This is a genomic window from Geminicoccus roseus DSM 18922, assembly GCF_000427665.1.
GTDB classification, from domain to species: domain Bacteria; phylum Pseudomonadota; class Alphaproteobacteria; order Geminicoccales; family Geminicoccaceae; genus Geminicoccus; species Geminicoccus roseus.
The window spans coordinates 1,355,048-1,376,587 of record NZ_KE386572.1 but is presented as its reverse complement, the minus strand read 5'-3'; the positions used below and the strand labels follow the sequence as shown (position 1 = coordinate 1,376,587).

Here is a 21,540-nt window from a genome sequence, read left to right as displayed (position 1 = left end):
TTGTAATGTGCGCAGCACTCTGCTGCGCATTGAACAATTGCGATGCGTTCTCGAAACTTTGGGATGATCGCAGGAGGATGAGATCCTCCTGGAAATGGTCTGCGTTCGTCATTTTCATTTGTCGTTGACGATCATGTTTTGCAGCAGAACCAGACAGTACGGGTGGCAGACGCATCGCTCGGATTTTCTGCTGTCAGTATCCATAAGAAGCCACCCGTACATCTGCACAAGGTCACGGGAGAGTTTCCATGCCGACTTTCATTGGGACATCCAGGAACGACACAATCACCGGCACCGCCTCCAAGGACACCATGTATGGCCGGGGCGGCGCCGATCTCTTGAACGGCGGAGCAGGCGCCGACGCCTTGTATGGCGAGTTGGGCAATGACCGCCTCCTTGGCGGTGCCGGAGCCGACCGGCTGTACGGCCAGGACGGCGACGACCGGCTGGAGGGCGGCGAGGGCGATGACAGCCTGGTTGGCGGGATCGGCCGGGACGACCTGTTCGGCGGCCAGGGCGCCGACCTCCTCCTGGGCAACGCCGGCAATGACCGGATCTGGGGGCAGGACGGCGACGACCGGGTCTCCGGCGGCGACCACGACGACCACATCCAGGGCGGCAACGGCAACGACCGCCTGTGGGGCGATGCCGGACGGGACACGGTGCTGGGCGGCGCCGGCAACGACCAGCTTTGGGGCGGCAGCGGCAACGACGCCCTGAACGGGAACAGTGGCCGCGACGTGCTGCACGGCGAGGCCGGGAACGATGTCCTCGACGGCGGCGACGGCGATGTGCTGTACGGCGGCGACGGCGACGATTCGGCCTGGGCCACGCCGGGGCTGGTCACCTTCTACGGTGGTGCCGGCAACGACCTGTACTGGGCCGGCGACTTCGAGCAGGAAGCGCCCGGCGCGCCGTTCGAAACGCGCAGCATCGTGCGCGGCGGGGCGGGCGACGACCGGATCAATGCGGGTGCGGGCGACGATCGGCTGTTCGGCGACGATGGCCACGACCAGATCGCGGGCGACTGGGGCGACGACCGGCTCGAGGGCGGCGGCGGCAACGACATCCTGCGGGGCGGCGTTGGCGACGACACCATCCTGGGCGGCAGCGGCGACGACCTGCTGCAGGGCGAGGACGGGCGGGACCTGCTGGTCGGCGGGGCCGGCCGGGACCGTTTCTCCTACAACTTCAACGAGGGCGACGGGTTGACCTGGCTGCGCGTCCACGAGGCCAACGACGTGATCGCCGACTTCGTGCGCGGGGAGGACGTGCTGAGCGTCTTTGCCACCTACAACCCGGGCAACCCGGACGGCGGCGGAGACAGCCGCCACCGCCTGACCTTCGCCGACCTCGACACCAACCAGAACAGCATCCTCGACGATGGCGACGCTGCCGTGGCGGTGGCACCGCACACGCTGGACGGCTGCACGCGCCAGTCGACGATCATCGACGTCGCCAAGGTGCCGCAGCTGACCGCGGTGTTCGAGGTGAGCGGCATCATCACCCTGTTCGGCGTCACCGGGATGACCGCCGCGGACATTGGCTGAGCGGCCGGTCTGGTTTGCGTGGCTTCCTGCTGATCAGCGCAACGGCAGGTAGATGTCGGTGACGGCGGCGTGCTCGGGTACGTCGGGGAAGAAGCGGACGCGCTGGCAGAACATCGGCGTCCCACGCGCCTGCTCGCCGCTGCCCGGCAGCCAGATGCCGGACAGCCAGCGCAGCGCCTCGATCATGCCGTCCTCGCTGCCGACCTGGCGCAGGAGCGCGCAGCGGCCGCCCGGGATCAGCCCGGCCACCACCCCGGCATCGTTCGGCGCCACCGCCTGCGCCTCGACGCACAGGTCCAGGCGGAACTGGTCCGGCGGCGTGGTCGCCGGGTCGCCGTGCAGGATGTTGAAGGTCGCCGTCCTGCCTGGCGGCAGGCCTACCGCCTGCCTCCAGGCGACGAAGCGCTGCACGGTCCGCTCGATGCCGGACGGGTCGCCGAGGTGGGGCATCAGCGCGACCGGAGTATCGGGGAAGGTGACGATCTGGACCTGGTGCCGGGGCGCGTTCTGCATGGCTAACCTTTTTTGGCTCGCGGCCCCGTCGGAAGCCCGCCCTGGCGCAGGCGGCTACTCCTCCGCGCGTCAGCTTCCGCGTCAGGCCGCCTGCTCGCCATAGTACAGGTTCATCGTGTGCTTAGCTTCGGCGAAGAACAGCCAGCGCTCGACCAGCGTGCCGGCCAGGGTGGCGGCGGCGGCGAGGAAGGTGAGGAGGATGGCGAAGGCGGGACTGGGCGCCAGGGTGGCCACGGCGACCAGCAGCCAGGGCACGGCCAAGCCCAGGACCAGGGCGATGCGGCGCAGCTTGGCGGCATGCTTGCGGGCGACCCGGTAGCCCATCTCGTTCAGGAGGTAGTTGGAGCTGGTGTGCGGCGGCTCCAGCAGGCCTACCTTGCCGAACCGGGCAAGGCCGGTAGCGCTGCCGATGGTGGCGGTGGGCGCGGCGTGGTCGGTGGCCTGCCACCAGCGCCACTTTTCCGCCCAGGCGAGCGGCAAGGCGATGAGCGCCAGGACGTGCAGCCAGGGAAAGGACGAGAGCAGCCAGGGGCCGGCCAGCAGGGCCGCCAGGACGGCGCCGCTGGCAAGCGCTAGGCAGAGATAGATCGGGGTGGTGAGCGGGTGGTGCCAGCGCGGCACCGGGATGATCGACTGGTAGATCATCCCGGTGGAGGCGACGGTCGCGGCGGCGCCCGCGGCGCTGAGCAGGGCCAGCGGCCAGGGCGTGTCGGCGTCCAGCACCCAGAACAGGGCGAGCAGGCCGGCCGGCAGGTAGGTCAGCAGGGCGGCGACGCCTTCACGGGACAGCCAGGAGGAGCGCCACTGGCTGAGCGCGCGCCAAGCCCGCTCCGGCCGACGCAGATGGCCGAGCGAGCAGACCAGGCCGGCCGTGATCAGGGCCAGGGCGCTGCCCATGCCGAGCAGGCCCAGCGCCGGGTCGGGCGGCAGCAGGCCCAGGAGCAGCGCCAGCGCCAGCACGAACAGGAGGCCGTAGCCCGCCCCGGCCAGGGTGGAGAACAGGAGGATCGAGCGGGCTGGATGCATGTCTGGGCCGGGTGCCGGGATGGGATCAGGACAAAACCTTGTCGAGCCAGCCGAGGAAGCCGCCTTTCGGCGACGCATCCTCCAGCGCCGGCTGGCCACTGCCGCAGCCGCGCTTGCCGGGCCGGGGCGGCAGGTACTTGTTGGTCGGGCGGTAGCCGAGCTCGGCCATCAGGTCGAAGCCGCCGCGCGCGGCGACGAGCTGGCTGACCGGACTGTCCGGGTCGGCGAGGTCGCCGAAATGGCGGGCATGGGTCGGGCAGGTGCGCACGCAGGCCGGCTCGCGCTCCTCCTCCGGCAGGTCCTCGGCATAGATCCGGTCGACGCACAGCGTGCATTTCTTCATCACGCCCGCCTGCGGGTCCATCTCGCGGGCGCCATAGGGGCAGGCCCAGGCGCACAGGCCGCAGCCGATGCACTTGTCCTCGTCGACCAGCACGATGCCGTCGGAGGACCGCTTGAACGAGGCGCCGGTCGGGCAGACCGTGACGCAGGCGGCGTTCTCGCAGTGCAGGCACGATTTCGGGAAGTGGACCATCCGGCCCTCGGCGCCCTCGCCGGCCTCGAAGCCGTGGACGCGGTTCAGCCAGGCGCCGCTCGGGTCCTTGCCGTAGGCGTGCTGGTCGGCCAGCGGGGCGCCATAGCCGCCGGTGTTCCATTCCTTGCAGGCGACCACGCAGGCCTGGCAGCCGACGCAGGTGTCGAGGTCGATCACCAGGCCCAGGCGCCTGGCCGAAGCGGGAGAGGGGAGCATGGTCATGGCTGGGGCTTCCAGGCGCCGAACCGGCCGCCATAGGCGACTGCCTCGGGCGGGCGCGGCAGGCCGGGCAGGCGGGCGAGGGGAGCGAAGGCGGGCTGGGTCCGCCCGCCGGCGTGGCGGGGCAGTTTCTCGATCCGCACGGTCAGGTCGTACCAGGCAGCCTGCCCGGTGACCGGATCGGCATTGGCGTAGCGCATCCCTTCGCCCCGGTCGGGCAGCAGGTCGTCGATCAGGTGGTTGAGCAGGAAGCCGCGGCTGGACTCGTTGGCGTCGGCGCTCAGCCCCCAGGTCCCCGCCCGCTTGCCGATCGCGTTCCAGGTCCAGACGGTGTCTGCGTTGACCCCTTCCATCACCCGGACCTGCACCTCGATGGCGCCGTGCCGGCTCTCCAGCCGCGCCCAGTCGTCGTCGGCCAGGCCATGGCGCAGGGCCAAAGGCGCCGAAATATAGAGCCGGTTCTCGCCATGGATCTGGCGAAGCCAGGCGTTCTGCGAATGCCAGGCATGGTACATCGCCATCGGCCGCTGGGTGACCGCGTGCAGGGGGAAGCGGTCGCGGTCGTGGGCGGCGTCGAAGGGCGGGTACCAGAACGGCAGCGGGTCGAAATAGGTGGCGACCCGGGCGCGGTGGCGCTCCGGCGGCAGGACATGCCCATGGCCCTGGCCGGCCAGGCGGAACTTCTGCATGGGCTCGGAATAGATCTGGATGGTCAGCGGGCCGACCGCCGGCATCATCCCGGTGCGGACCGCGTACTCCTGATAGTCCTTGTTGAAGTGCTTCATGAACCGGGCGGATTCCGGCAGCTCTTCTTTGAAGAAGCAGCCGTTCTCGATGTAGCGCCGGAGCTGGTCGGGATTGGGTGCGCCCTTGCCGGTCGACCCGCCATCCGCCCCGCGCCATCCGGCCAGCGGCCCGACGCCCGGCGTGCGCTCGTGGCGGACCATGTAGTCGGCATAGGAGGCGTAGCGCGCCTCGCCGTCCTCACCGGTGAAGGCCGGCAGGCCCAGGCGCCAGCCGACCTCGATCAGCACATCCTGGAATGGCCGCACGTCCCGGTCCGGCGGGATCACCGGCTGGCGGATCGCGTCCTGGATGGCGTCGGCCGAGCCTATCGGCCGGTCCAGGAGCGAGATGCTGTCGTGGCGTTCCAGATAGGTCGTGTCGGGCAGGATCAGGTCGGCATAGGCGACCGTCTCGGAATGGTAGGCGTCGGAATAGATGATCCGCGGGATGACATAGTCGCCGGTCGACGGGTCGATCTCGGTCAGCCAGTCGATCGTCTCCCTGGTGTTCATGGCCGAGTTCCAGGCCATGTTCGCCATGTACATGAACAGCGTGTCGATCCGGTAGGGATCGCCGCGCCGGGCGTTGCCGATCACCAGATGCATCAGGCCGTGGGCGGAAAGCGGCGCCTCCCAGGAGAAGCCCTTGTCGATCCGCACCGGCTCGCCGTCATCGTCGACCAGCAGGTCTTCCGGCCCCAGCGTATAGCCGAGCGGCATGCCGGGCAGCGGCTTTCCGGGGACGATGTGCTCCGGCTTGCCGGCCGGCTTCGGGCCTGGCGGGATGGTCTTGGGATAGGGCGTCTCGAACCGGTGGCTGCCGGGGGTGTCGATGGCGCCCAGCAGCGTCTGCAGCACGTGGATGGCGCGGCAGGTGTGGAAGCCGTTGGCATGGGCGCTGATGCCGCGCATGGCGTGCATGGCGACCGGGCGGCCGACGAACCGCTCGTGGCGCTGGCCCCACACATCGGTCCAGGGGGTCTCGACCACGGCCGCCTCGTCGAACGCCGCCTGCGCCAGCTCCAGGGCGATCCGCCGGATCACCACCGCATCGATCCCGCAGCGCGCCGCCACCTTCTCCGGCGCATACTCGTCCGAACCGTAGCGCCGGGCCAGCAGCTCGAACACGGGCCGGGCCCGCCTGCCGTCGGGTAGCTCGACCGAGCCCGCCAGCATCGGGTCGACCCCGGCCGCCTCGGCGGGCTGCAGGGAACGGGTCGCGAGGTCCATGCAAAGCGGCCGGCCGTCCCCGTCGCGGGCGAACAGCCCGTCCGTGGCGGCTCCCGGCGCCTCCACCACCAGCCAACCGGCATTGGTGAAGCGCTGCAGGTAGGGGATGTCGACCTTGCCGGCGCGCAGCAGCTCGTGGATCAGCGCCATCACGAACAGGCCGTCGGTCCCGGGCGTCACCGGCAGCCATTCGTCGGCGATCGCGGAATAGCCGGTGCGCACGGGATTCACCGAAACGAACTTCGCGCCCCGCTCCTTCAGCCGCGCCAGCCCGATCTTGATCGGGTTGCTGTCATGGTCTTCGGCCACGCCGAACATCAGGAAGTAGCGGGTCCGCTCGTAGTCCGGCTCGCCGAATTCCCAAAAGGAGCCGCCATGGGTGTACATCCCGGCGGTCGCCATGTTGACCGAGCAGAACCCGCCATGGGCCGCGAAGTTGGGTGTGCCGAAGTCCTTGGCCCAGAAGCCGGTGAGCGCCTGCGACTGGTCGCGGCCGGTGAAGAAGGCCAGCTTCTTCGGGTCGTCGTGGCGGATACGGGACAGCCAGCCGGTGGCGGTCTGCAGCGCCTCGTCCCACTCGATCTCGCGGAACTCGCCGCTGCCGCGCGGGCCGGTGCGGATCAGCGGCTTGCGCAGCTTGGCCGGGGAATGCTGCTGCATGATCCCGGCCGATCCCTTGGCGCACAGCACGCCGCGGTTCACCGGATGATCGGGGTTGCCGTCGATGAAGCGCAGCTCGCCGCCCTGGAGATGCACCCGGATGCCGCAGCGGCAGGCGCACATGTAGCAGGTGGTGGTCTTCACCTCGTCCGCGGCAACGCCCTGCCCGACCCGCACTCCACCGCCGTCTGTCATCCCGATCCCGAACCGATCCTGCCCGATGCCTATTAAGCCGAGGTTAAGCGACGGTTTAGACGCTGGCGAGGGCCGTTCTGGAACCAGTCCAGGATGCCGCAGCGCTCTCAAGCGCCTGTGGCCCGGTGGCCGCAGGCGGATCAACCCGCCAGCGCGTCTGCCGCACGCATGTCACCGGCGGTTTGATGCATTGCAGCAAATTGTCGCGCATGAACCTGACATGCGGGAGCTCCCACTGCTACTCGGAAGGGTCTGATGCCTAAGACCCACGCGCCTTAGCATTGCGATTTTTCGTTGTGAGGGATCAAGCTTGGAGTCAGCTTTGAGATTGAGTAAGAAAATTCACAATGATATCGTTTTCGATGATTGCGAGTCGTTCCCTGTCAACATCATTTTAGGGCAAGGCTTGCGTAGCCTGGAGCTAAAGAACCATTCACTGAACTGAAGGTGGTGCTCTGGCCATTCGGAAGTGACACACCCAACCGTGCCACGACGGTTGCAGATGGTTCGAACGACGACAGGCTCCGTCACGCGCATGTCATCTGCGCAGTTTTGTGCATTGCAGCATTCGCGGCTTCGTGATCGTATGACCATCGTCGTCGCCATGGCTTGACGTCGTTCCTGTTCCCCAGGTCGGCGGCAGGAGATCGCAGCGCTGCGATCTCCTGCCGGCCCCGCTGGGCACGCCCGGAGACGAACCGCCATGTCCAACGCCGCAATCCTTCCCCAGGATCGTCCCGCCGCCGTTCCGGTCGCGGAGCACCGCGCCACCTGGCGCTGGATGATCGCCTTCCGCTTCCTGCTCATCAACCTGGTAGGCCTGGCCCTGGTCGCCGCTGCCTGGATGGCAGGCCTGCTCGACCCGATCTTCGCCACCGATTCCACCCACCTGGTCAAGCTGATCGTGACCGTGTTCGTGGTGGGCCTGGTCTGGGCGGCCCAGCGCGCCTTCATGCTGGCGCGCGAGCTGAACGCCCTCGACCAGCCGCGCCCGACCCCCCAGACGCGGGTCGGCGACTGGCTGGCCCGGATCCAGGGCCGCGACGCCGCGGTGCGGGCCAATCTCGCGGGTGCCCTGAAGCTCAAGCTCGCCCAGCGGATCGCCACGGTGCGCCATGTCGCCAACGTCCTGGTTCTTCTCGGCCTGATCGGCACCGTGCTGGGCTTCATCCAGGCCCTGTCCGGCGTGCAGCCCGACACGGTGGGCGACGTGGCGGCGATCCCGGGCATGGTCTCGCGCCTGCTCGAAGGGATGTCGACCGCGCTCTACACGACCCTGGTCGGCTCCGCCCTCAACATCTGGCTGATACTGAACTACCGGCTCCTGGAAGCCGGCAGCGTCCACCTCCTGTCACGCCTGGTCGAGCGGGGAGAATCCAATGGACGTGTTTGACGAACGCGAGGACGACGCCGCCGACACGGTCTTCCGCGACACCATCATGCTGGCGCTGGCCGGGTTCGTGACCGTGGTCATGATCGTCCTGGCCCATGTGCGGCCGGAAGCCCAGGCGGCCACCAGCAAGGACGCCGCGAGCATGCCCGGCAACGTGATGATCGAGGCGCACTGGCAGGGCGATCTCGACGCCGATGTCGACCTTTGGGTGCAGGGGCCGGGCGATGTGCCGGTCGGCTACTCCAACAAGGGCGGCGGCCTGTTCAACCTGCTGCGCGACGACCTGGGCAAGCAGATGGACCTGTCCGAGCAGAACTACGAGGTCAGCTACAGCCGCGGCCTGCTGCCCGGAGAATACACGGTCAATCTCCACCTCTACCGCAACCGCTCCTCCCTGCAGGCGATCCGAGTCAAGGTCGTCACCAGCGTGAAGAAGGGCCAGAACAAGGTCTCCAAGCAGATCCTGGTGAGCGACGTCGCCATGAACCGGGAGGGCGAGGAAAGGACGGTCTTCCGCTTCCGCCTCGACGAGGAGGGAAGGCTGATCCAGGACAGCGTCACCACGCTGTTCCGTCCGCTACGTTCTGGAACCAAGTCATGACCACCCTCACCCTGCTGTTCGTGATTTCCGTGCTGCTGACCGCAGCCCTCGCTTCCGCCGTCCTCTGGTCGCGCCATGCGACGGTCGTGAAGCTGGCCGCCCTTGCCGGGCTGCTCTGCTTCCTGCCGATCGGCTATGCCGCCTATGCCGACCTCCTCAGCCGCCCGAAGCCGGTGGGCCTGGAGTGGTGGCACCGCAACGCCGATGAGGCGACGGTGCTCGGTCAGCAGATGCGCGAAGGCGAGGGGCTGTTCCTGTGGCTGCAGTTCTCCGCCGATCCCGAGCCGCGCGCCTACGTGCTGCCCTGGGATCAGAAGCTGGCCGAGCAACTGCAGACCGCCTGGGAAGAGGCTATGAAGAACGGCACCGGCGTGCGCATGAAGCTTCCCTTCGAGCCGACCTTGGACATGCGCGAGCCCAAGTTCTACGCGCTGCCGCAACCGCAGCTGCCGTCCAAGGAGCCGCCGTCCGAACAGGCGCTGCGGGTCGAGCCGCCCGGCGAGGAGGCCTGACCTCGCTCATGGCCAGTTGCCGGTAGCACGCCGACGCGCTACCGGCGGCGGTCATGAACCGCTCCTTTCCCCGCGACGGATGGCTGCTCCTGTTCCCTCCGTTGTTCTGGGCGATCAACACCGTGGTCGGCCGGGCGCTCGCAGGACATTTCCCTCCCCTGGCCCTGACCTTCGGCCGGTGGACCCTGGCGTTCCTGATCCTCCTGCCCTTCGCGGCCCGGGCGCTGCGTCGCCACCAGGACGTGCTGCTCCAGCACTGGAAGGCGACCCTGGCCCTGGCGGTGCTGGGGGTCGGTCTCTACAACTCGCTGCTCTACACGGCGCTGGTGACCTCGCCTCCGGTCAACGTGCTCCTGATCGGCGCCACCGCGCCCAGCTTCGTGCTGGTTGTCCAGGCCGTGATCGACCGCCGGTTCCCGGGCGGCATGGCGGTGCTGGCGACGCTCCTGTCGATCGGCGGGGTGGTCGCGGTCGGCAGCCAGGGCGACCCGTCCCGCCTCCTGCACCTGCAGTTCGCCCAAGGCGACCTGGTGATGATGCTGGCGACCATGGTGTGGGTCGCCTACACGCTGGTGCTGCGCCGCGCCCGGCCGCCGGTGCCGATGACGCCCTTGCTGCTGGCGCAGATCGGCATCGGCGTCCTGCTGCTCCTGCCGGCCTTCCTGGCGGAGTGGCTGCTGTTCCAGCCGGTCATGGTGTTGGATCCGCCAGTGCTGGCCAGCCTGGTCTATGTAGGCATCTTCCCGTCGATCGTTGCTTATCTCTGCTGGGACCGCGGCGTCGCCGCGGCCGGCGCCACGGTCGCCGTGGTGCTGGCGAACCTGGCGCCGGTGATCGCCGCCGTCCTGGCCTGGATATTCCTGGGCGAGCCGATCGGGCTCCAGCACCTGGTCGCGGCGACCATGATCTTCACCGCGATCTGGCTGTCCACCCGCGCCTCGCAGGCCTGAGCGGCCGGCGGCTCAGTCGTCGCTGCCGCCCGCCAGGGCGCGGGCACCTCGATAGCTGCTGTAGACGTGATGGCGCAGGGCCTGCTCGGCCAGGGCGTCGTCGCCGGCCCGGACATGCTCCACCACCGTCCGGTGGGCCGCCTGCGATTCGGCGACCTGGTCCAGGGTGCGGATGATCCGGTGGCGGATCGCCCGGATCCGGCCGCTGATCTTGCCATAGGCCTCGATCAGCTCGGCATTGCCCGAGCTGGCGACCAGCAGCTCGTGGAAGGCGTGGTCGTAGGGCTGGTAGTCGGCCGAGCTGCGCAGGTCCGCCTTGGCCGCGGCCTCGAGCGAGGGATCCAGGGCTGCCAGCAGGCCTTCCCGGTCGCGGGCAACCGCCAGGCCCAGCGCGCCCACTTCCAAGATTTCACGCAGCTGGCAGATGTCGCGAACCTCGTCGGCGCCGCATTGGAACACGAAGGTCCCGCGCTGCGGCTGGATTTCGACCAGGCGTTCGGACGCCAGCCGGAGCAGGGCCTCGCGCACGGGCGTGCGGCTGACGCCCAGCCGCTCGGCCAGCGTGTTCTCCGAAATCTGCTCACCCAGGTGCAGGCCGTCGGTGACGATCAGGTCGCGGATCTGGTCGAGCACGATCGCGACCAGGGAGCGTGGCCTGTCGACACGCTGGAGCAGTTCGCCGCTTCGCCGCAATGACCGGCCCAACTCCTTGCCCACTTCCCTTGCCACGCCATTTCACCCTTACCGCGCCGTCGGGCGCAGCATTGGCTTTTTTTCACCATGCCGTCACCTGCGAGCCGGCGCCTCGTCCAGCTTCAGGGGGGTAGCAGCATGGATCATGCGGCTTTTTGCCGGATGTTGCTGGAAGTCGCCATCTTGCACTCGCGCTGTCACCGTTCCTGTGGCAGGAAGCCCTCGGGCAGGCAGGCAAATGCGTGACGACGATCGACCGGTCGCAAGGACCTCGTGGTCGTCGGAGATTCCGGTCTCGGCGCGGCGGCGGCGGGTCTGCCGATCCGCACGGAATTCAACGAAGCAGTGGAGATGTGATCATGGCCAGCAACCGTCTGGAGGAGAAGCTCGAACGGATCCGCAAGGATCCGAGCGTGAAGGACTTCGCCATCTGCGACGCCAAGGACGGCGACATGGGCGGCGGCATCCCGATGCCGGGTGCGGTGCGCGGCGCCGACGGCAAGCCGACCGGCAAGTGGAAGACCCGCGAGGCGCATCTCCAGCAGATCCGCGACATCGTCCGCCAGGACATCGTCGACCTGATGCTGGTCTCGGTCTCCACGCTGGAGATCCTCAAGGAAGAGGGCCTGTTCGAGGGCAGTAAGGTCGGCACCGCGATCCGCGCCAACGACACCACCGAGATCAAGGGCCCGCGCAACAGCAACTACCGCGCGACCGCCTCCCTGCCGTTCCGCACGGCCGAGATCCCGCACGCGATGTACGGCCGCCTGGACGTGGAGCCCGGCACCCCGCCGACCCTGACCGATCTCGGCCTCTACTCGGTGACCTTTGTCGGTGACGCGGAGCAGGACCGGGAAGCCCTCAACCACTACCGCGACTTCCGCGCCGAGGCCGAGGAGTGGGGCTTCAAGCACTTCCTGGAGGTGTTCAATCCGAACGTCGGCTTCGACAAGAGCTCGATCGAGGAGATCGGCGACTTCGTCAACGACAGCATCCTGCACGCCATCGCCGGCGTGCCGAAGATCGCCCAGCCGCAGTTCCTGAAGATGCCGTTCAACGGCCCGAAGGCGCTGACCGAGCTGGCCGAGTACGACCCGCGCCTGATCGTGGGCATCCTGGGCGGCGGTGCCGGCACCACCCGCGACACGTTCGAGCTGCTGGCCGCCTCGCAGAAATACGGTGCGCGCCTGGTGCTGTTCGGCCGCAAGATCAACCTGGCCGAGCATCCGCTGGCGATCGTCAAGCTGATGAAGGCGGTGATCGACGGCGAGACCAACCCGGCCGAGGCGGTGAAGGCCTATCACGGCGAGCTGGAGAAGGCCGGCATCCGCCCGATGCGCGACCTCTCGGCCGATTCGGAGATCACCGAGGCCGTCCTCAAGATGTGATCCTGCCGGATCCATCCTTAGCACGAACGGAAAGGGCTGCCCGGTCGGGCGGCCCTTTTTCATGGACGGCGCTGCCCGCTCATCCGATCCGGACCATCGCCCTCTCGACCGTCTCCCGGTCCGGCATCCCGTCCCAGCCGTTGCCGGCCGCGCATTTGAGGGCGGCGGCCGCGCTGGCGAAGCGGATCGCGCGCTCGACCGGCATGCCTTCGGCAATCCCTCCGGCAAACGCCCCGTGGAACACGTCGCCGGCCCCGGTCGTGTCCTTGCAGTCCACTTGCAGCGCCGGCACGTGCAGCAGCGTCCCGCCGATCCACCACAAGGAGCCGCGCTCGCCGAGCGTCACCCCGATATCGCGGCCGAGCCGGCTGGCCAGGCCCTGCAGGCTGGCGGCGTCGGGCACGGCGCTCCCGGTAACCTGGGCGAACGCTCCCTCGCAGAACACCGGATAGCGGGAGAGGCTGGCCAGGCGCAGCAGGAGCCCGGTGTCGCGGTTGTCCTCGCCGTCGAACACGCTGGGCACGCCCGCCTCCCTGGCGGCCTCGAGAATCGCCAGCGTGCCGTCCACCCAGGCGGTGTCGGCCAGCACCGCGCCGGCACTGCCGAGCTTCTCCAGCGGCAGCCGGCCCGCCGGCCGCTCGAAGATGTCGGCGCCATGCGCCACGATCAGCCGCTCACCCGTCGGATCGACCATCACGATGGCCAGGACCGTCGCGGCATCGTCGAGCGTGTTCAGCCCGCTGACATCCACGCCATGGCGACGCAGCGCCTCCCGGGTCTGCGCTCCGTGCTCGTCGTCGCCGACATTGCCCCAGAAGGCGGCGGGGATGCCCAGGCGGCTGCAGGCGACCGCACCCGTGCCGGCAGGACCTCCGTTGCGCAGGGTCTTGCTCCGGGCGAGGATCTTGGTCGGCTCGCGCGGGATCGCGTCCAGCTGAAACACCAGATCGACGACAGCGGCGCCAAGACAGATGACCGGGCGCGTGGTGGCGCTCATGGAGCCGTCCCGACGGCAGGGCAGCGCGGGCCGGAAAAGCGAATTCGAGGCATCAACCCCTCCCCGAGGGTCTTCTTGTGGTTCGCCGGCAGCATGGGCCAGCGCGCCCGGATGCGCCACCGGCGGGCATAGATCCAAGGATCGGCGGCCGCGATCTTCACGATCCTGATAGGATGGCCGGTGGGAGGACCGGCGCCCGTCAGCCCAAGGAACCTCGCCTGCAACCGAAGGTTCTTCAGCCCGCAGCGTTCCGGACCTGTTCTGAGAGCGGACATGAAGATCGCGCAAATCGCCCCCCTGATCGAAAGCGTGCCCCCTCGCCTCTATGGGGGGACCGAACGGGTGGTGTCCTGGCTGACCGACCAGCTCGTCGACATGGGCCACGAGGTGACGCTGTTCGCCTCCGGCGATTCCCTCACCAAGGCCGAGCTGGTTCCCTGCGTCGAGCGCGCGCTCCGCTTGAGCGAGCCGCACGAGGATCCTGTCCTGCGCCACCTCGCGATGATGGACGAGGTCGCCTCGCGGGCGCATGAATTCGACATCCTGCACTTCCATGTCGACGGCTTCCATTTCCCCTTGTTCCGGGGCCGCTCGTCGCGCGTGTTCACCACCCTGCACGGCCGCCAGGACCTGCCGTCCCTGCGCGGCTTCTACCGGCGGTTCTCCGAATACCCCCTGATCTCGATCTCCGACCACCAGCGCCTGCCGCTGCCCGATGCCAACTTCGTCGCCACGATCCATCACGGCCTGCCCCTGACCCTGCACCGGCCAACCATGCAGCCGGCTGGCGACTACCTGGCCTTTCTCGGCCGGATCTCGCCGGAGAAGGGGGTGGAGCGGGCGATCGAGATCGCGGCACGCGTGAACATGCCGCTGCGGATCGCGGCGAAGGTGGATGCCGTGGACGCGGCATATTTCCGCGAGGTGGTCGCACCCCTGATGGATCGCCCGAACGTCACCTTCATCGGCGAGATCGACGAGCGGCAAAAGACGCGTTTCCTGGGCGATGCCCGGGCCCTGTTGTTTCCGATCGACTGGCCGGAGCCGTTCGGCCTGGTCGTCATCGAGGCGATGGCCTGCGGCACCCCGGTGTTGGCGTTCCGGGCCGGCTCGGTGCCCGAGATCATCCAGTCCGGCGTGAACGGCGTGATGGTCGGGTCGGTGGAGGAGGCGGTGGCCAGGCTTCCCTCGGCCCTCGCCCTGGACCGCCAGGAGGTCCGGCGCACCTTCGTCCAGCGCTTCTCCGCGCAGCGGATGGCGCGCGACTATCTTGAACTGTTCAGTGCGGCCATCATGGCCGATCCCCGGGTCAAGCCGCGCCGGCCGCATGGTGCCAGCATACCGGCCGTGCCGGCCCTGCCTTTGGGGGCCCGCGCCGCCAACATGAGCTGAGCATCCCGTCATGCTGCCCGTCGATCCGACCGCCACCCAGAACCAGACTTCCTTCTACATCGCCGCGATCGGCCCTGGCTCGCGCCCGCGCCGCAACCTCAAGCAGGGTGACACCTTCATGGTGATCGATTCGCATGGGGAGATCGGGGTCTCGGCGGGCGGTCCGGACGGCATCTTCCACGACGGCACCCGCCACCTGTCCCGGCTGTCCCTGGACATCGACGACGCCGAGCCGCTGGTTCTCGGGTCGGAGATCACCGAGGACAATACCGGGCTGGTGGTCGAGCTGACCAACCCGGACATGATGCGGGACGGCAAGCTCCGCCTCGCCAAGGACACCGTCTATCTCAGCCGGTTCTTCTTCATCTGGGACGGCACGCTGCACGAGCGCTGCTCCATCCACAATCACGGCCGCGACCCGGTCCGGTTCACGCTGACCTACCGGTTCGATGCCGACTTCGCCGACCTGTTCGAGGTGCGCGGGCTGCAGCGGAAAGCCAGGGGCAGCCGGCGCGAGCCCGTCCACCACGACAGCGACGTCACCCTGGCCTATCTCGGCCTGGACAGCGCCGAGCGCTGCACCCGGCTGCACTTCCAGCCGCGGCCTGCCGCCCTGGAAGGGCATCTGGCACGGTTCGAGGTCAGCCTGCCGCCGGGCGGGCGGTGCTCGCACTTCGTGAGCGTCGCCTGCGGCGAGCAGCCGGACGAGGACGACTGGCCGTTCCTGGCGAACATCAAGCGGGCGCGGCGCGCCACCCTGCAGGCCAGGGCGCGCGCGCCCGCCATCACCATCGCGAACGACCGGATCGACCAGGTGATCGAACGCTCGTCGGCCGATCTCTACATGTTGTGCACCGACACCCCGCAGGGACCTTATCCCTACGCCGGCATTCCCTGGTACTCGACGACCTTTGGGCGCGACGGGATCCTGACGGCGATCGAGGCGCTCTGGCTCGATCCTGCCATCGCCCATGGCGTCCTCTGCCGGCTGGCCGCGCTCCAGGCGACCGCCCCCGACCCCGATGCCGATGCCGAGCCCGGCAAGATCCTGCACGAGATGCGGGGCGGCGAAATGGCGGCCCTGGGTGAGATCCCGTTCAGCCTCTATTACGGCAGCGTCGATTCGACCCCGCTATTCCTGCTGCTTGCCGGCCTCTACTTCGAGCGGACCGGCGATGCGCGCCTCATGCGGCAGCTCTGGCCGTCCCTGCGGGCAGCGCTCGCCTGGATCGACGGCCCGGGAGACGCCGATGGCGACGGGTTCGTCGAATATCATCGTGCCTCCGAAAGTGGCCTCGCCAACCAGGGCTGGAAGGACTCCCACGACGCCATCTCCCATGCCGACGGCGATCTGGCGGAGGGGCCGATCGCCCTGGTGGAGGTCCAGGCCTATGTCTATGGCGCCAAGCGCGCGCTGGCGAAGGTCGCCCTGGCGCTGGGCGAAGCCGACACCGCCGCTCGGCTGGAAACGGAGGCGGAACTGCTGCGGGAGCGCTTCGAGAAGGCGTTCTGGTGCGAGGATCTCGGCACCTATGCCCTGGCGCTCGACGGCGACAAGCGTCCCTGCCGGGTGATCAGCTCCAATGCCGGCCACGCCCTGCTCGGCGGCATCGCCTCGCCGGAGCGCGCCTTGTCCGTGGCGCAGGTCCTGCTGGGTCCGGAGTCCTTCTCCGGCTGGGGCGTGCGCACGCTGGCTCAGGGCGAGGCGCGGTTCAACCCGATGTCGTACCACAATGGCTCGATCTGGCCGCACGACAACGCCCTGATCGCGCTGGGCTTCGCGCGCTACGGCCTGAAGTCGGAACTGCTGCGCATCGTCGACGCGCTGTTCGACGCTGCCTGCTGGATGGACCTGCAGCGCCTGCCGGAACTCTATTGCGGCTTTCGCCGCCGCGGCCAGCGCGGCCCGACCCTCTATCCGGTCGCCTGCGCGCCGCAGGCCTGGGCGGCGGCGGCGCCGTTCGCCTTGCTGCAGGCCTGCCTCGGCATGTCCTTCGACACCGAACTGGAGCGGGTCCGCTTCGTCGAGCCCTACCTGCCGACCCGGTTCCAGGGGATCACGATCCGCGGCCTGGACGTGGGCACCACCCGCCTCGACGTCGAGATCCATGGCAAGGGTCGCGACGTATCCTTTGCCGTGACCGGCCGCCATGGTCCCGGCCATGCAATCCTCGTGCTGTGACCTTGGGATGCCATGACGCCTGCTGAAAGTTCGACCGTCCTGGACGGCCTGCCCCTGCGCTATGTGAGCCACGACATCCCCGGCATCACCCGCCGCCGGTCCGGCACGGGCTTCAGCTACCGGGATCCCGAGGGGAAGCTGCTGAAGGACAAGGCGGTCCTCCAGTGGATCCGGTCCCTGGCGATCCCACCCGCCTGGACGGAGGTATGGATCGCTCCCTTCCAGGATGCCCACCTGCTCGCGGTCGGGCGCGACCAGCGCGGGCGCATGCAGTACCGCTACCATCCCGAGTGGCGCGCCGCCCGCGATGCGACCAAGTTCGAGCGCATGCTGGCATTCGGCCGCAGCCTCCCGACGATCCGCGCCGCGGTGGAGGCGGACCTGCGCAAGCCCGGCCTGCACAAGCGTCGCGTACTCGCGGTGGTCGTGCGCCTGCTGGAAGTCACCCATGTCCGGGTCGGCAACGAGGAATATGCCAGGACCAACAAGAGCTATGGCCTGACCACGCTGAAGGACCGCCACCTGGCGATCAACGGCGCGACCCTGCGGTTCCGCTTCAAGGGCAAGAGTGGCAAGGAGCACCAGATCACCCTGAAGAACCGGCGGCTGGCGCGGCTGGTCGGAAGGCTGCAGGATCTGCCGGGACAGCAGCTTTTCCAGTATCTGGACGAGGAAGGCGCCCGTCAGGCGATCGATTCCGCGGAAGTGAACGAGTATCTGCGCGAGATCGCCGGCGACCATTTCACCGCCAAGGACTTCCGCACCTGGTCGGCCACGGTCTTGTGCGCCTGCGCGCTGGCGAAGCTGGAGGAGTTCGATACCCAGGCCGCCGCCAAGCGCAACCTGAAGCAGGCCATCGAGGAGGTGGCCCGGCGCCTGGGCCACACGCCGACGATCTGCCGCAAGAGCTACGTGCACCCGCAGATCATCGATGACTATCTGGCAGGTGAACTGTTCCAGGTTCTGAAGATCGAGACAGAAATGGCGGCTTCGGAGCCTGGCACAGAACTTGAGCCTTACGAGATTGCCGTCCTGCAGTATCTGGGCGAGCGCCTGCAGCATGCGCTCGACAATGTACGGCAGGCAGATGAAGGAACGCTGAGCCTCTCCTGATGTTGTGAGAATCCAGGCCAGTGGCCGGTTCTCACGACATCAAGGGCCACGACTTGCGTGATCATATCCTGGGCCGGTTGCTCGTCGATCTCCGGCCGCATCTGAATGGCGAGCCGCCACAAGCGGTGGTGGCCATCCCGGCCAAGGACGAGGCGGACGAGATCGGCCGCTGCCTGGACGCTCTCGCCGCTCAGCAAGGGATCGACCCGTCCGGGTTCGGCGTGGTCCTCCTGGTCAACAATTCGAGCGACGACAGCGCGGAGCGTGCCCGCGCGATGGCGGACATGCTGCCGTACCGGCTGGCGGTGCTGCAGGCGGACCTGCCCAGCGAGATCGGTCATGCCGGCACGGCGCGCCGGCTCGCCATGGACGTGGCGGCGGACTGGCTGCGTGCCGGACGGGTTGGTTTCAAGGCGATCCTCACCACGGATGCGGACACGCGGGTGGCGCCAGGCTGGATGGCCGCGACGGAGCGGGCGCTGGCGCAGGGGGCCGACGCGGTGGCCGGTGCTGTCGCCCTCGACCCCGATGACAGTGCTACGCTGACACCGCAACTGCGCGAGCGCGGCCTACGCGAAGCAGCCTACGAGGCCATCCTGATCGAGATCGACAGCCTGCTGGACCCGATCCCGCACGATCCCTGGCCGCGCCATGACACCGCGTCCGGCGCCAGCCTGGCGGTGACCCTGGATGCCTACGAGGGGATCGGGGGGGTGCCGCCGGTCCCGCTCGGCGAGGACCGGGCCCTGGCCCAGGCGCTCGTCGCTAGCGGCTGGCGCCTGCGCCATGATCCGCAGGTGCGCGTGGTGACGTCCGGTCGGCTGTTCGGCCGGGCGACCGGCGGGGCCGCCGATACGATCCGCCTGCGCAACGAGGATCCCGCCGCGCGCTGCGACCCTCGCCTGGAGCCGCTCGGCACCGCCATTCTGCGCGCCAGATGGCGCGGCCGGCTGCGACAGGCTTACCAGGGCACCGGGCGGCTGGCCGTCGGAGAGGTCGTCGCCGCGCTGGCGGTGCCCTCCTTCATGGTCGTTCATGCGCTGCGCGCGCCCAACTTCGCCGCCTGCTGGCGGCAGATCGAGAACACCAGCCCGCTGCTGGCACCCTGTCCCCTGCACCCGGCCGAACTGGCCGAGCAGATCATGGCAGGCCATGCCGCGCTGCTGACGCTGCGCACCAAGGTGCTGCTCAAGGAACTCGGCGCAGCACGTCCAGACGATAATTCGCCGCCCGCTCTTGCCGCCGCACCTGCATGAAGGCGGCGCTGCCGGCAATGAAGCGCTCGGCCGCCTCGTCGCCGGATAGCGGATAGTCGGTCTCGCCGGTCCAATGGACCAGCACCGCCTCGCCGCCGGGGATCAGGGACAGCCTGACCCGCTCGATCAGGGCGTCGAGGTCAGAGCGGTCGAGATAATAGAGCACCTCGGAAAGCAGGATCAGGTCGAAACGCTCGGCCGGCCAGCTTCCCGGGACCTGCATGTTCCGCAGCCGGACATGAGGCAGGGAACGGCAACGGGCCCTGGCCTTCGCCAGCGCCGTGTCGCTCACATCCACCGCCAGCAGGTCCTGGACCTGGCCCGCCAGCCGCTCGGTGAGCACCCCGATCGAGCAGCCGACCTCGAAGCCCGCCTGGTAGCGGCGACCTTCCAGCGCCTCGATCGTCGCCTGATACTTCGCCTGCTCGTAGGGGCTCGTCTCGAACGACCACGGGTCGGCTGCCGCGTCATAGAGGCTCGCGAAGTATTCGGGCGGCAGCGTTCCTTGGCGACGGCCGATCACGAGGGCTCGTCCAGATAGATTTCGGGGCTCGTGGCGAAGCGCTCGATCATCTTGGGGTCCAGTTGAAAGCCGCCCGGGTCGTCGTGGATCAGACGGCCGGTCTGCGAGGCGTGGGCGGTGATGGCCGCGCGCTTCGCCGCCGCTTGGGCGGAGATGTCCAGCCGCACGCCGCTCGGAGCATGGGCGCCTACGTCCTGGTCGGGCGGCAGGCTGCGGCCCCAGATCGGATAGGAGCGCAGCACAACGCCGGGCCCGAGAAGCCGCAGGGCATGCCTTGCCAGGGCATGGGCGGCCTGGTGATCGCAGTGGGGGTCGTGCTTCCAGGTGACCAGGAGCGTTCCGGCATCGATTTCCTTGGCGATCGAGGCAATCTGCTCGGCTGCCGCCAGGGCACGCGGGCCCTCGGCCGGAACCTCACGGTCCGGCAGTCCCAGAAAGGTGACCGCACGGCTCTCCAGCCCGAGATTTAGCGCTGCTTTCAGCGTCTCCGCCTCGCGCACCACCTTCAGCCGCACGGGTGGGTAGCAGATCGAGCCCGGGTGCGAGCCGACGCCATCGCTCACCACCACGATCCGGACCGCTGTTCCCTGTGCCGAAGCCTGCGCGATCAACCCACCGCAGCCAAGAGACTCGTCGTCGGGATGGGGGGCGACGACCACAACCCCGCGACTGCCCAGGATCTCCTGCAGCCCGGCAAGCGGCAGGCGCTCCGCCTGATCCAGGAAGTCCTCAGCGCGCATCGTTCCACAGCCCGAAACTCGGCACGTCCCGGTCCAGCACGTAGGCCGCCGCCTGGGTCAGGGCCCGATCAGGCGCCGGCTGGCGCAGATAGGTCGCCAGGTCGCGCGACAGGCGCTCCAGCGGGTGGGTGCGCATGAAGCCGGCCAAACCCACCGAGCGATGCGCCAGTTCCAGCACGTCCAGCCCGGCCCGTTCCACGGCGAGGCGCGCAAGGTTCACATAGGCGACAGCCTGCTCCGCGTCCGGCAGGTGCTCCGCCCCGGCCGCGCGCTCGACCCACAGCCTTGCCGTCTCGACCTGGATCGCCGCCTGGCCCAGGCGCGCCTGCTGGTGCGGATCGCCGCCGCGGCCGGTCTGGCGCATGTGCTCGCGCCAGGTGTCGAACACCCGCTCGATCCCGCCTTGCTGGACCGCCGCGAACCGCCAGGCTCCGGCCGAGAACAAGGGCTGCCGGTGATAGTCGCCGGGCTCTCCCAGGGTCTCCTCCGGCCCGATCGCGATCCCCGTGAAGTCGAGGGCGCCGCTCGCGGAGGCGCGCATGCCATGAGCCTGCCAGCGGGACAGATCGGCCCGCTCCCCCGCAGGAACGGACGGGATCACCATCAGCACCTGGTCCTGTTCATTCCGCGCCGTCACCAGCGGACGGGTCACCCAGCCGGCACCGGAGGCATAGACCTTGCCGCCCGCCAGTTGTCCCTCGCCCAGGCGAAGCCCGTCGCCGATCTCGGTGTTCCACACGCCGAACAGATGGCCGTCCCGCACGTCCTGGGCGAACTTCGCGATCTGCTCGGGCCGCCCGTACCGGCCGATCAGTGCCAGCGCGTTGACATGGCCCTCGTAGAGCCGGCCCAGCGACAGGTTGGCTGCGCCGACGATCCGCAGGAGGTCGCAGAGGTCGCCCGCCCGCTGCCGGTCGTTCGCCAGCCCATGCCCGCCATGCCCGGTGGGCAGGGGCGCCTCCAGCAGGCCGATCTGCCTGGCGGTGGCGAACAGATCGGCGGGGAAGGCGTGATCCTCGTCCAGCGCCGGATCGTCCCCCATGGGGTCAAGCCCCCTGGCCCGCTCCAGAAGGTCGTCCAGCGCCGG

General features: G+C 68.9%; 19 protein-coding genes. 10 read left to right on the top strand and 9 right to left on the bottom strand.

Annotated features, from left to right (window positions below; genetic code table 11):
* Positions 1-248 precede the first annotated feature (248 nt).
* Positions 249-1,550, top strand: a complete 1,302-nt coding sequence (locus tag GEMRO_RS28300) for a calcium-binding protein (protein ID WP_084506665.1) — start codon at positions 249-251, stop codon at positions 1,548-1,550.
* A gap of 33 nt (positions 1,551-1,583) precedes the next feature.
* Here GEMRO_RS28300 and GEMRO_RS0107640 read toward each other — a convergent pair whose 3' ends face one another.
* From GEMRO_RS0107640 to GEMRO_RS28295, 4 genes are all read right to left on the bottom strand, one after another.
* Positions 1,584-2,063 (bottom strand): AraC family transcriptional regulator, encoded by a 480-nt coding sequence (locus tag GEMRO_RS0107640; protein ID WP_027133518.1) that lies wholly within the window; start codon positions 2,061-2,063, stop codon positions 1,584-1,586.
* An 81-nt stretch (positions 2,064-2,144) separates the two neighbouring features.
* On the bottom strand, positions 2,145-3,089 hold the full coding sequence (locus GEMRO_RS0107635) for a dimethyl sulfoxide reductase anchor subunit family protein (protein ID WP_027133517.1): 945 nt from the start codon (positions 3,087-3,089) through the stop codon (positions 2,145-2,147).
* Positions 3,090-3,114: 25 nt separating this feature from the next.
* Positions 3,115-3,846, bottom strand: a complete 732-nt coding sequence (locus GEMRO_RS0107630; protein WP_027133516.1) for a 4Fe-4S dicluster domain-containing protein — start codon at positions 3,844-3,846, stop codon at positions 3,115-3,117.
* Positions 3,843-6,713, bottom strand: a complete 2,871-nt coding sequence (locus GEMRO_RS28295; RefSeq protein WP_051328814.1) for a molybdopterin oxidoreductase family protein — start codon at positions 6,711-6,713, stop codon at positions 3,843-3,845. The genes GEMRO_RS0107630 and GEMRO_RS28295 overlap by 4 nt, the downstream gene beginning before the upstream one ends.
* A 703-nt stretch (positions 6,714-7,416) precedes the next feature.
* Between GEMRO_RS28295 and GEMRO_RS35200 the strand changes: the two genes are divergently transcribed.
* From GEMRO_RS35200 to GEMRO_RS0107605, 4 genes are read left to right on the top strand one after another with little or no spacing between them, the layout of a single operon-like run.
* Positions 7,417-8,106 (top strand): MotA/TolQ/ExbB proton channel family protein, encoded by a 690-nt coding sequence (locus GEMRO_RS35200; protein WP_027133515.1) that lies wholly within the window; start codon positions 7,417-7,419, stop codon positions 8,104-8,106.
* Complete coding sequence (locus GEMRO_RS0107615; RefSeq protein WP_027133514.1) at positions 8,093-8,707, top strand: hypothetical protein; 615 nt, start codon at positions 8,093-8,095, stop codon at positions 8,705-8,707. The genes GEMRO_RS35200 and GEMRO_RS0107615 overlap by 14 nt, the downstream gene beginning before the upstream one ends.
* A complete protein-coding gene (locus tag GEMRO_RS28290; protein WP_051328813.1) occupies positions 8,704-9,219 on the top strand; it encodes a hypothetical protein in 516 nt (171 codons plus the stop codon). Before GEMRO_RS0107615 ends, GEMRO_RS28290 begins: the two co-directional genes overlap by 4 nt.
* 53 nt (positions 9,220-9,272) lie before the next feature.
* On the top strand, positions 9,273-10,169 hold the full coding sequence (locus tag GEMRO_RS0107605; RefSeq protein ID WP_027133513.1) for a DMT family transporter: 897 nt from the start codon (positions 9,273-9,275) through the stop codon (positions 10,167-10,169).
* 12 nt (positions 10,170-10,181) lie between these two features.
* Here the strand turns inward: GEMRO_RS0107605 and GEMRO_RS28285 are convergent, their stop codons facing one another.
* Positions 10,182-10,898, bottom strand: a complete 717-nt coding sequence (locus GEMRO_RS28285; protein ID WP_084506663.1) for a GntR family transcriptional regulator — start codon at positions 10,896-10,898, stop codon at positions 10,182-10,184.
* 323 nt (positions 10,899-11,221) lie between these two features.
* On the opposite strand from GEMRO_RS28285, the gene GEMRO_RS0107590 reads away from it, so the two are divergent.
* Complete coding sequence (locus GEMRO_RS0107590; RefSeq protein WP_035484912.1) at positions 11,222-12,250, top strand: hypothetical protein; 1,029 nt, start codon at positions 11,222-11,224, stop codon at positions 12,248-12,250.
* Positions 12,251-12,329: 79 nt separating this feature from the next.
* Here the strand turns inward: GEMRO_RS0107590 and GEMRO_RS28280 are convergent, their stop codons facing one another.
* Positions 12,330-13,247 carry a PfkB family carbohydrate kinase gene (locus tag GEMRO_RS28280; RefSeq protein WP_051328811.1) on the bottom strand — a complete coding sequence of 306 codons (918 nt, stop codon included), beginning with the start codon at positions 13,245-13,247 and terminating at the stop codon, positions 12,330-12,332.
* A 273-nt stretch (positions 13,248-13,520) separates the two neighbouring features.
* Between GEMRO_RS28280 and GEMRO_RS28275 the strand changes: the two genes are divergently transcribed.
* The 4 genes from GEMRO_RS28275 to GEMRO_RS28260 are packed head-to-tail and all read left to right on the top strand — an operon-like array spanning position 13,521 to position 19,190.
* Positions 13,521-14,639, top strand: coding sequence for a glycosyltransferase family 4 protein (locus GEMRO_RS28275; protein ID WP_051328810.1), 1,119 nt, complete (start codon positions 13,521-13,523; stop codon positions 14,637-14,639).
* 10 nt (positions 14,640-14,649) lie between these two features.
* On the top strand, positions 14,650-16,821 hold the full coding sequence (locus GEMRO_RS28270) for an amylo-alpha-1,6-glucosidase (RefSeq protein WP_051328809.1): 2,172 nt from the start codon (positions 14,650-14,652) through the stop codon (positions 16,819-16,821).
* A 12-nt stretch (positions 16,822-16,833) separates the two neighbouring features.
* Positions 16,834-17,934 (top strand): DNA topoisomerase IB, encoded by a 1,101-nt coding sequence (locus tag GEMRO_RS28265; RefSeq protein WP_051328808.1) that lies wholly within the window; start codon positions 16,834-16,836, stop codon positions 17,932-17,934.
* 53 nt (positions 17,935-17,987) lie between these two features.
* Positions 17,988-19,190, top strand: coding sequence for a glycosyltransferase (locus GEMRO_RS28260; RefSeq protein ID WP_169728336.1), 1,203 nt, complete (start codon positions 17,988-17,990; stop codon positions 19,188-19,190).
* On the opposite strand, the gene GEMRO_RS0107560 is transcribed toward GEMRO_RS28260, so the two are convergent.
* From GEMRO_RS0107560 to GEMRO_RS0107550, 3 genes are read right to left on the bottom strand one after another with little or no spacing between them, the layout of a single operon-like run.
* A complete protein-coding gene (locus GEMRO_RS0107560) occupies positions 19,123-19,713 on the bottom strand; it encodes a class I SAM-dependent DNA methyltransferase (protein ID WP_027133511.1) in 591 nt (196 codons plus the stop codon). The two genes, GEMRO_RS28260 and GEMRO_RS0107560, sit on opposite strands and share 68 nt — an antisense overlap.
* Entirely contained in the window at positions 19,710-20,453 is a 744-nt protein-coding gene (locus GEMRO_RS0107555; RefSeq protein WP_027133510.1) for a PIG-L deacetylase family protein, read from the bottom strand. The genes GEMRO_RS0107560 and GEMRO_RS0107555 overlap by 4 nt, the downstream gene beginning before the upstream one ends.
* Positions 20,443-21,495 carry an acyl-CoA dehydrogenase family protein gene (locus GEMRO_RS0107550; protein ID WP_407645423.1) on the bottom strand — a complete coding sequence of 351 codons (1,053 nt, stop codon included), beginning with the start codon at positions 21,493-21,495 and terminating at the stop codon, positions 20,443-20,445. The genes GEMRO_RS0107555 and GEMRO_RS0107550 overlap by 11 nt, the downstream gene beginning before the upstream one ends.
* Positions 21,496-21,540 lie beyond the last annotated feature (45 nt).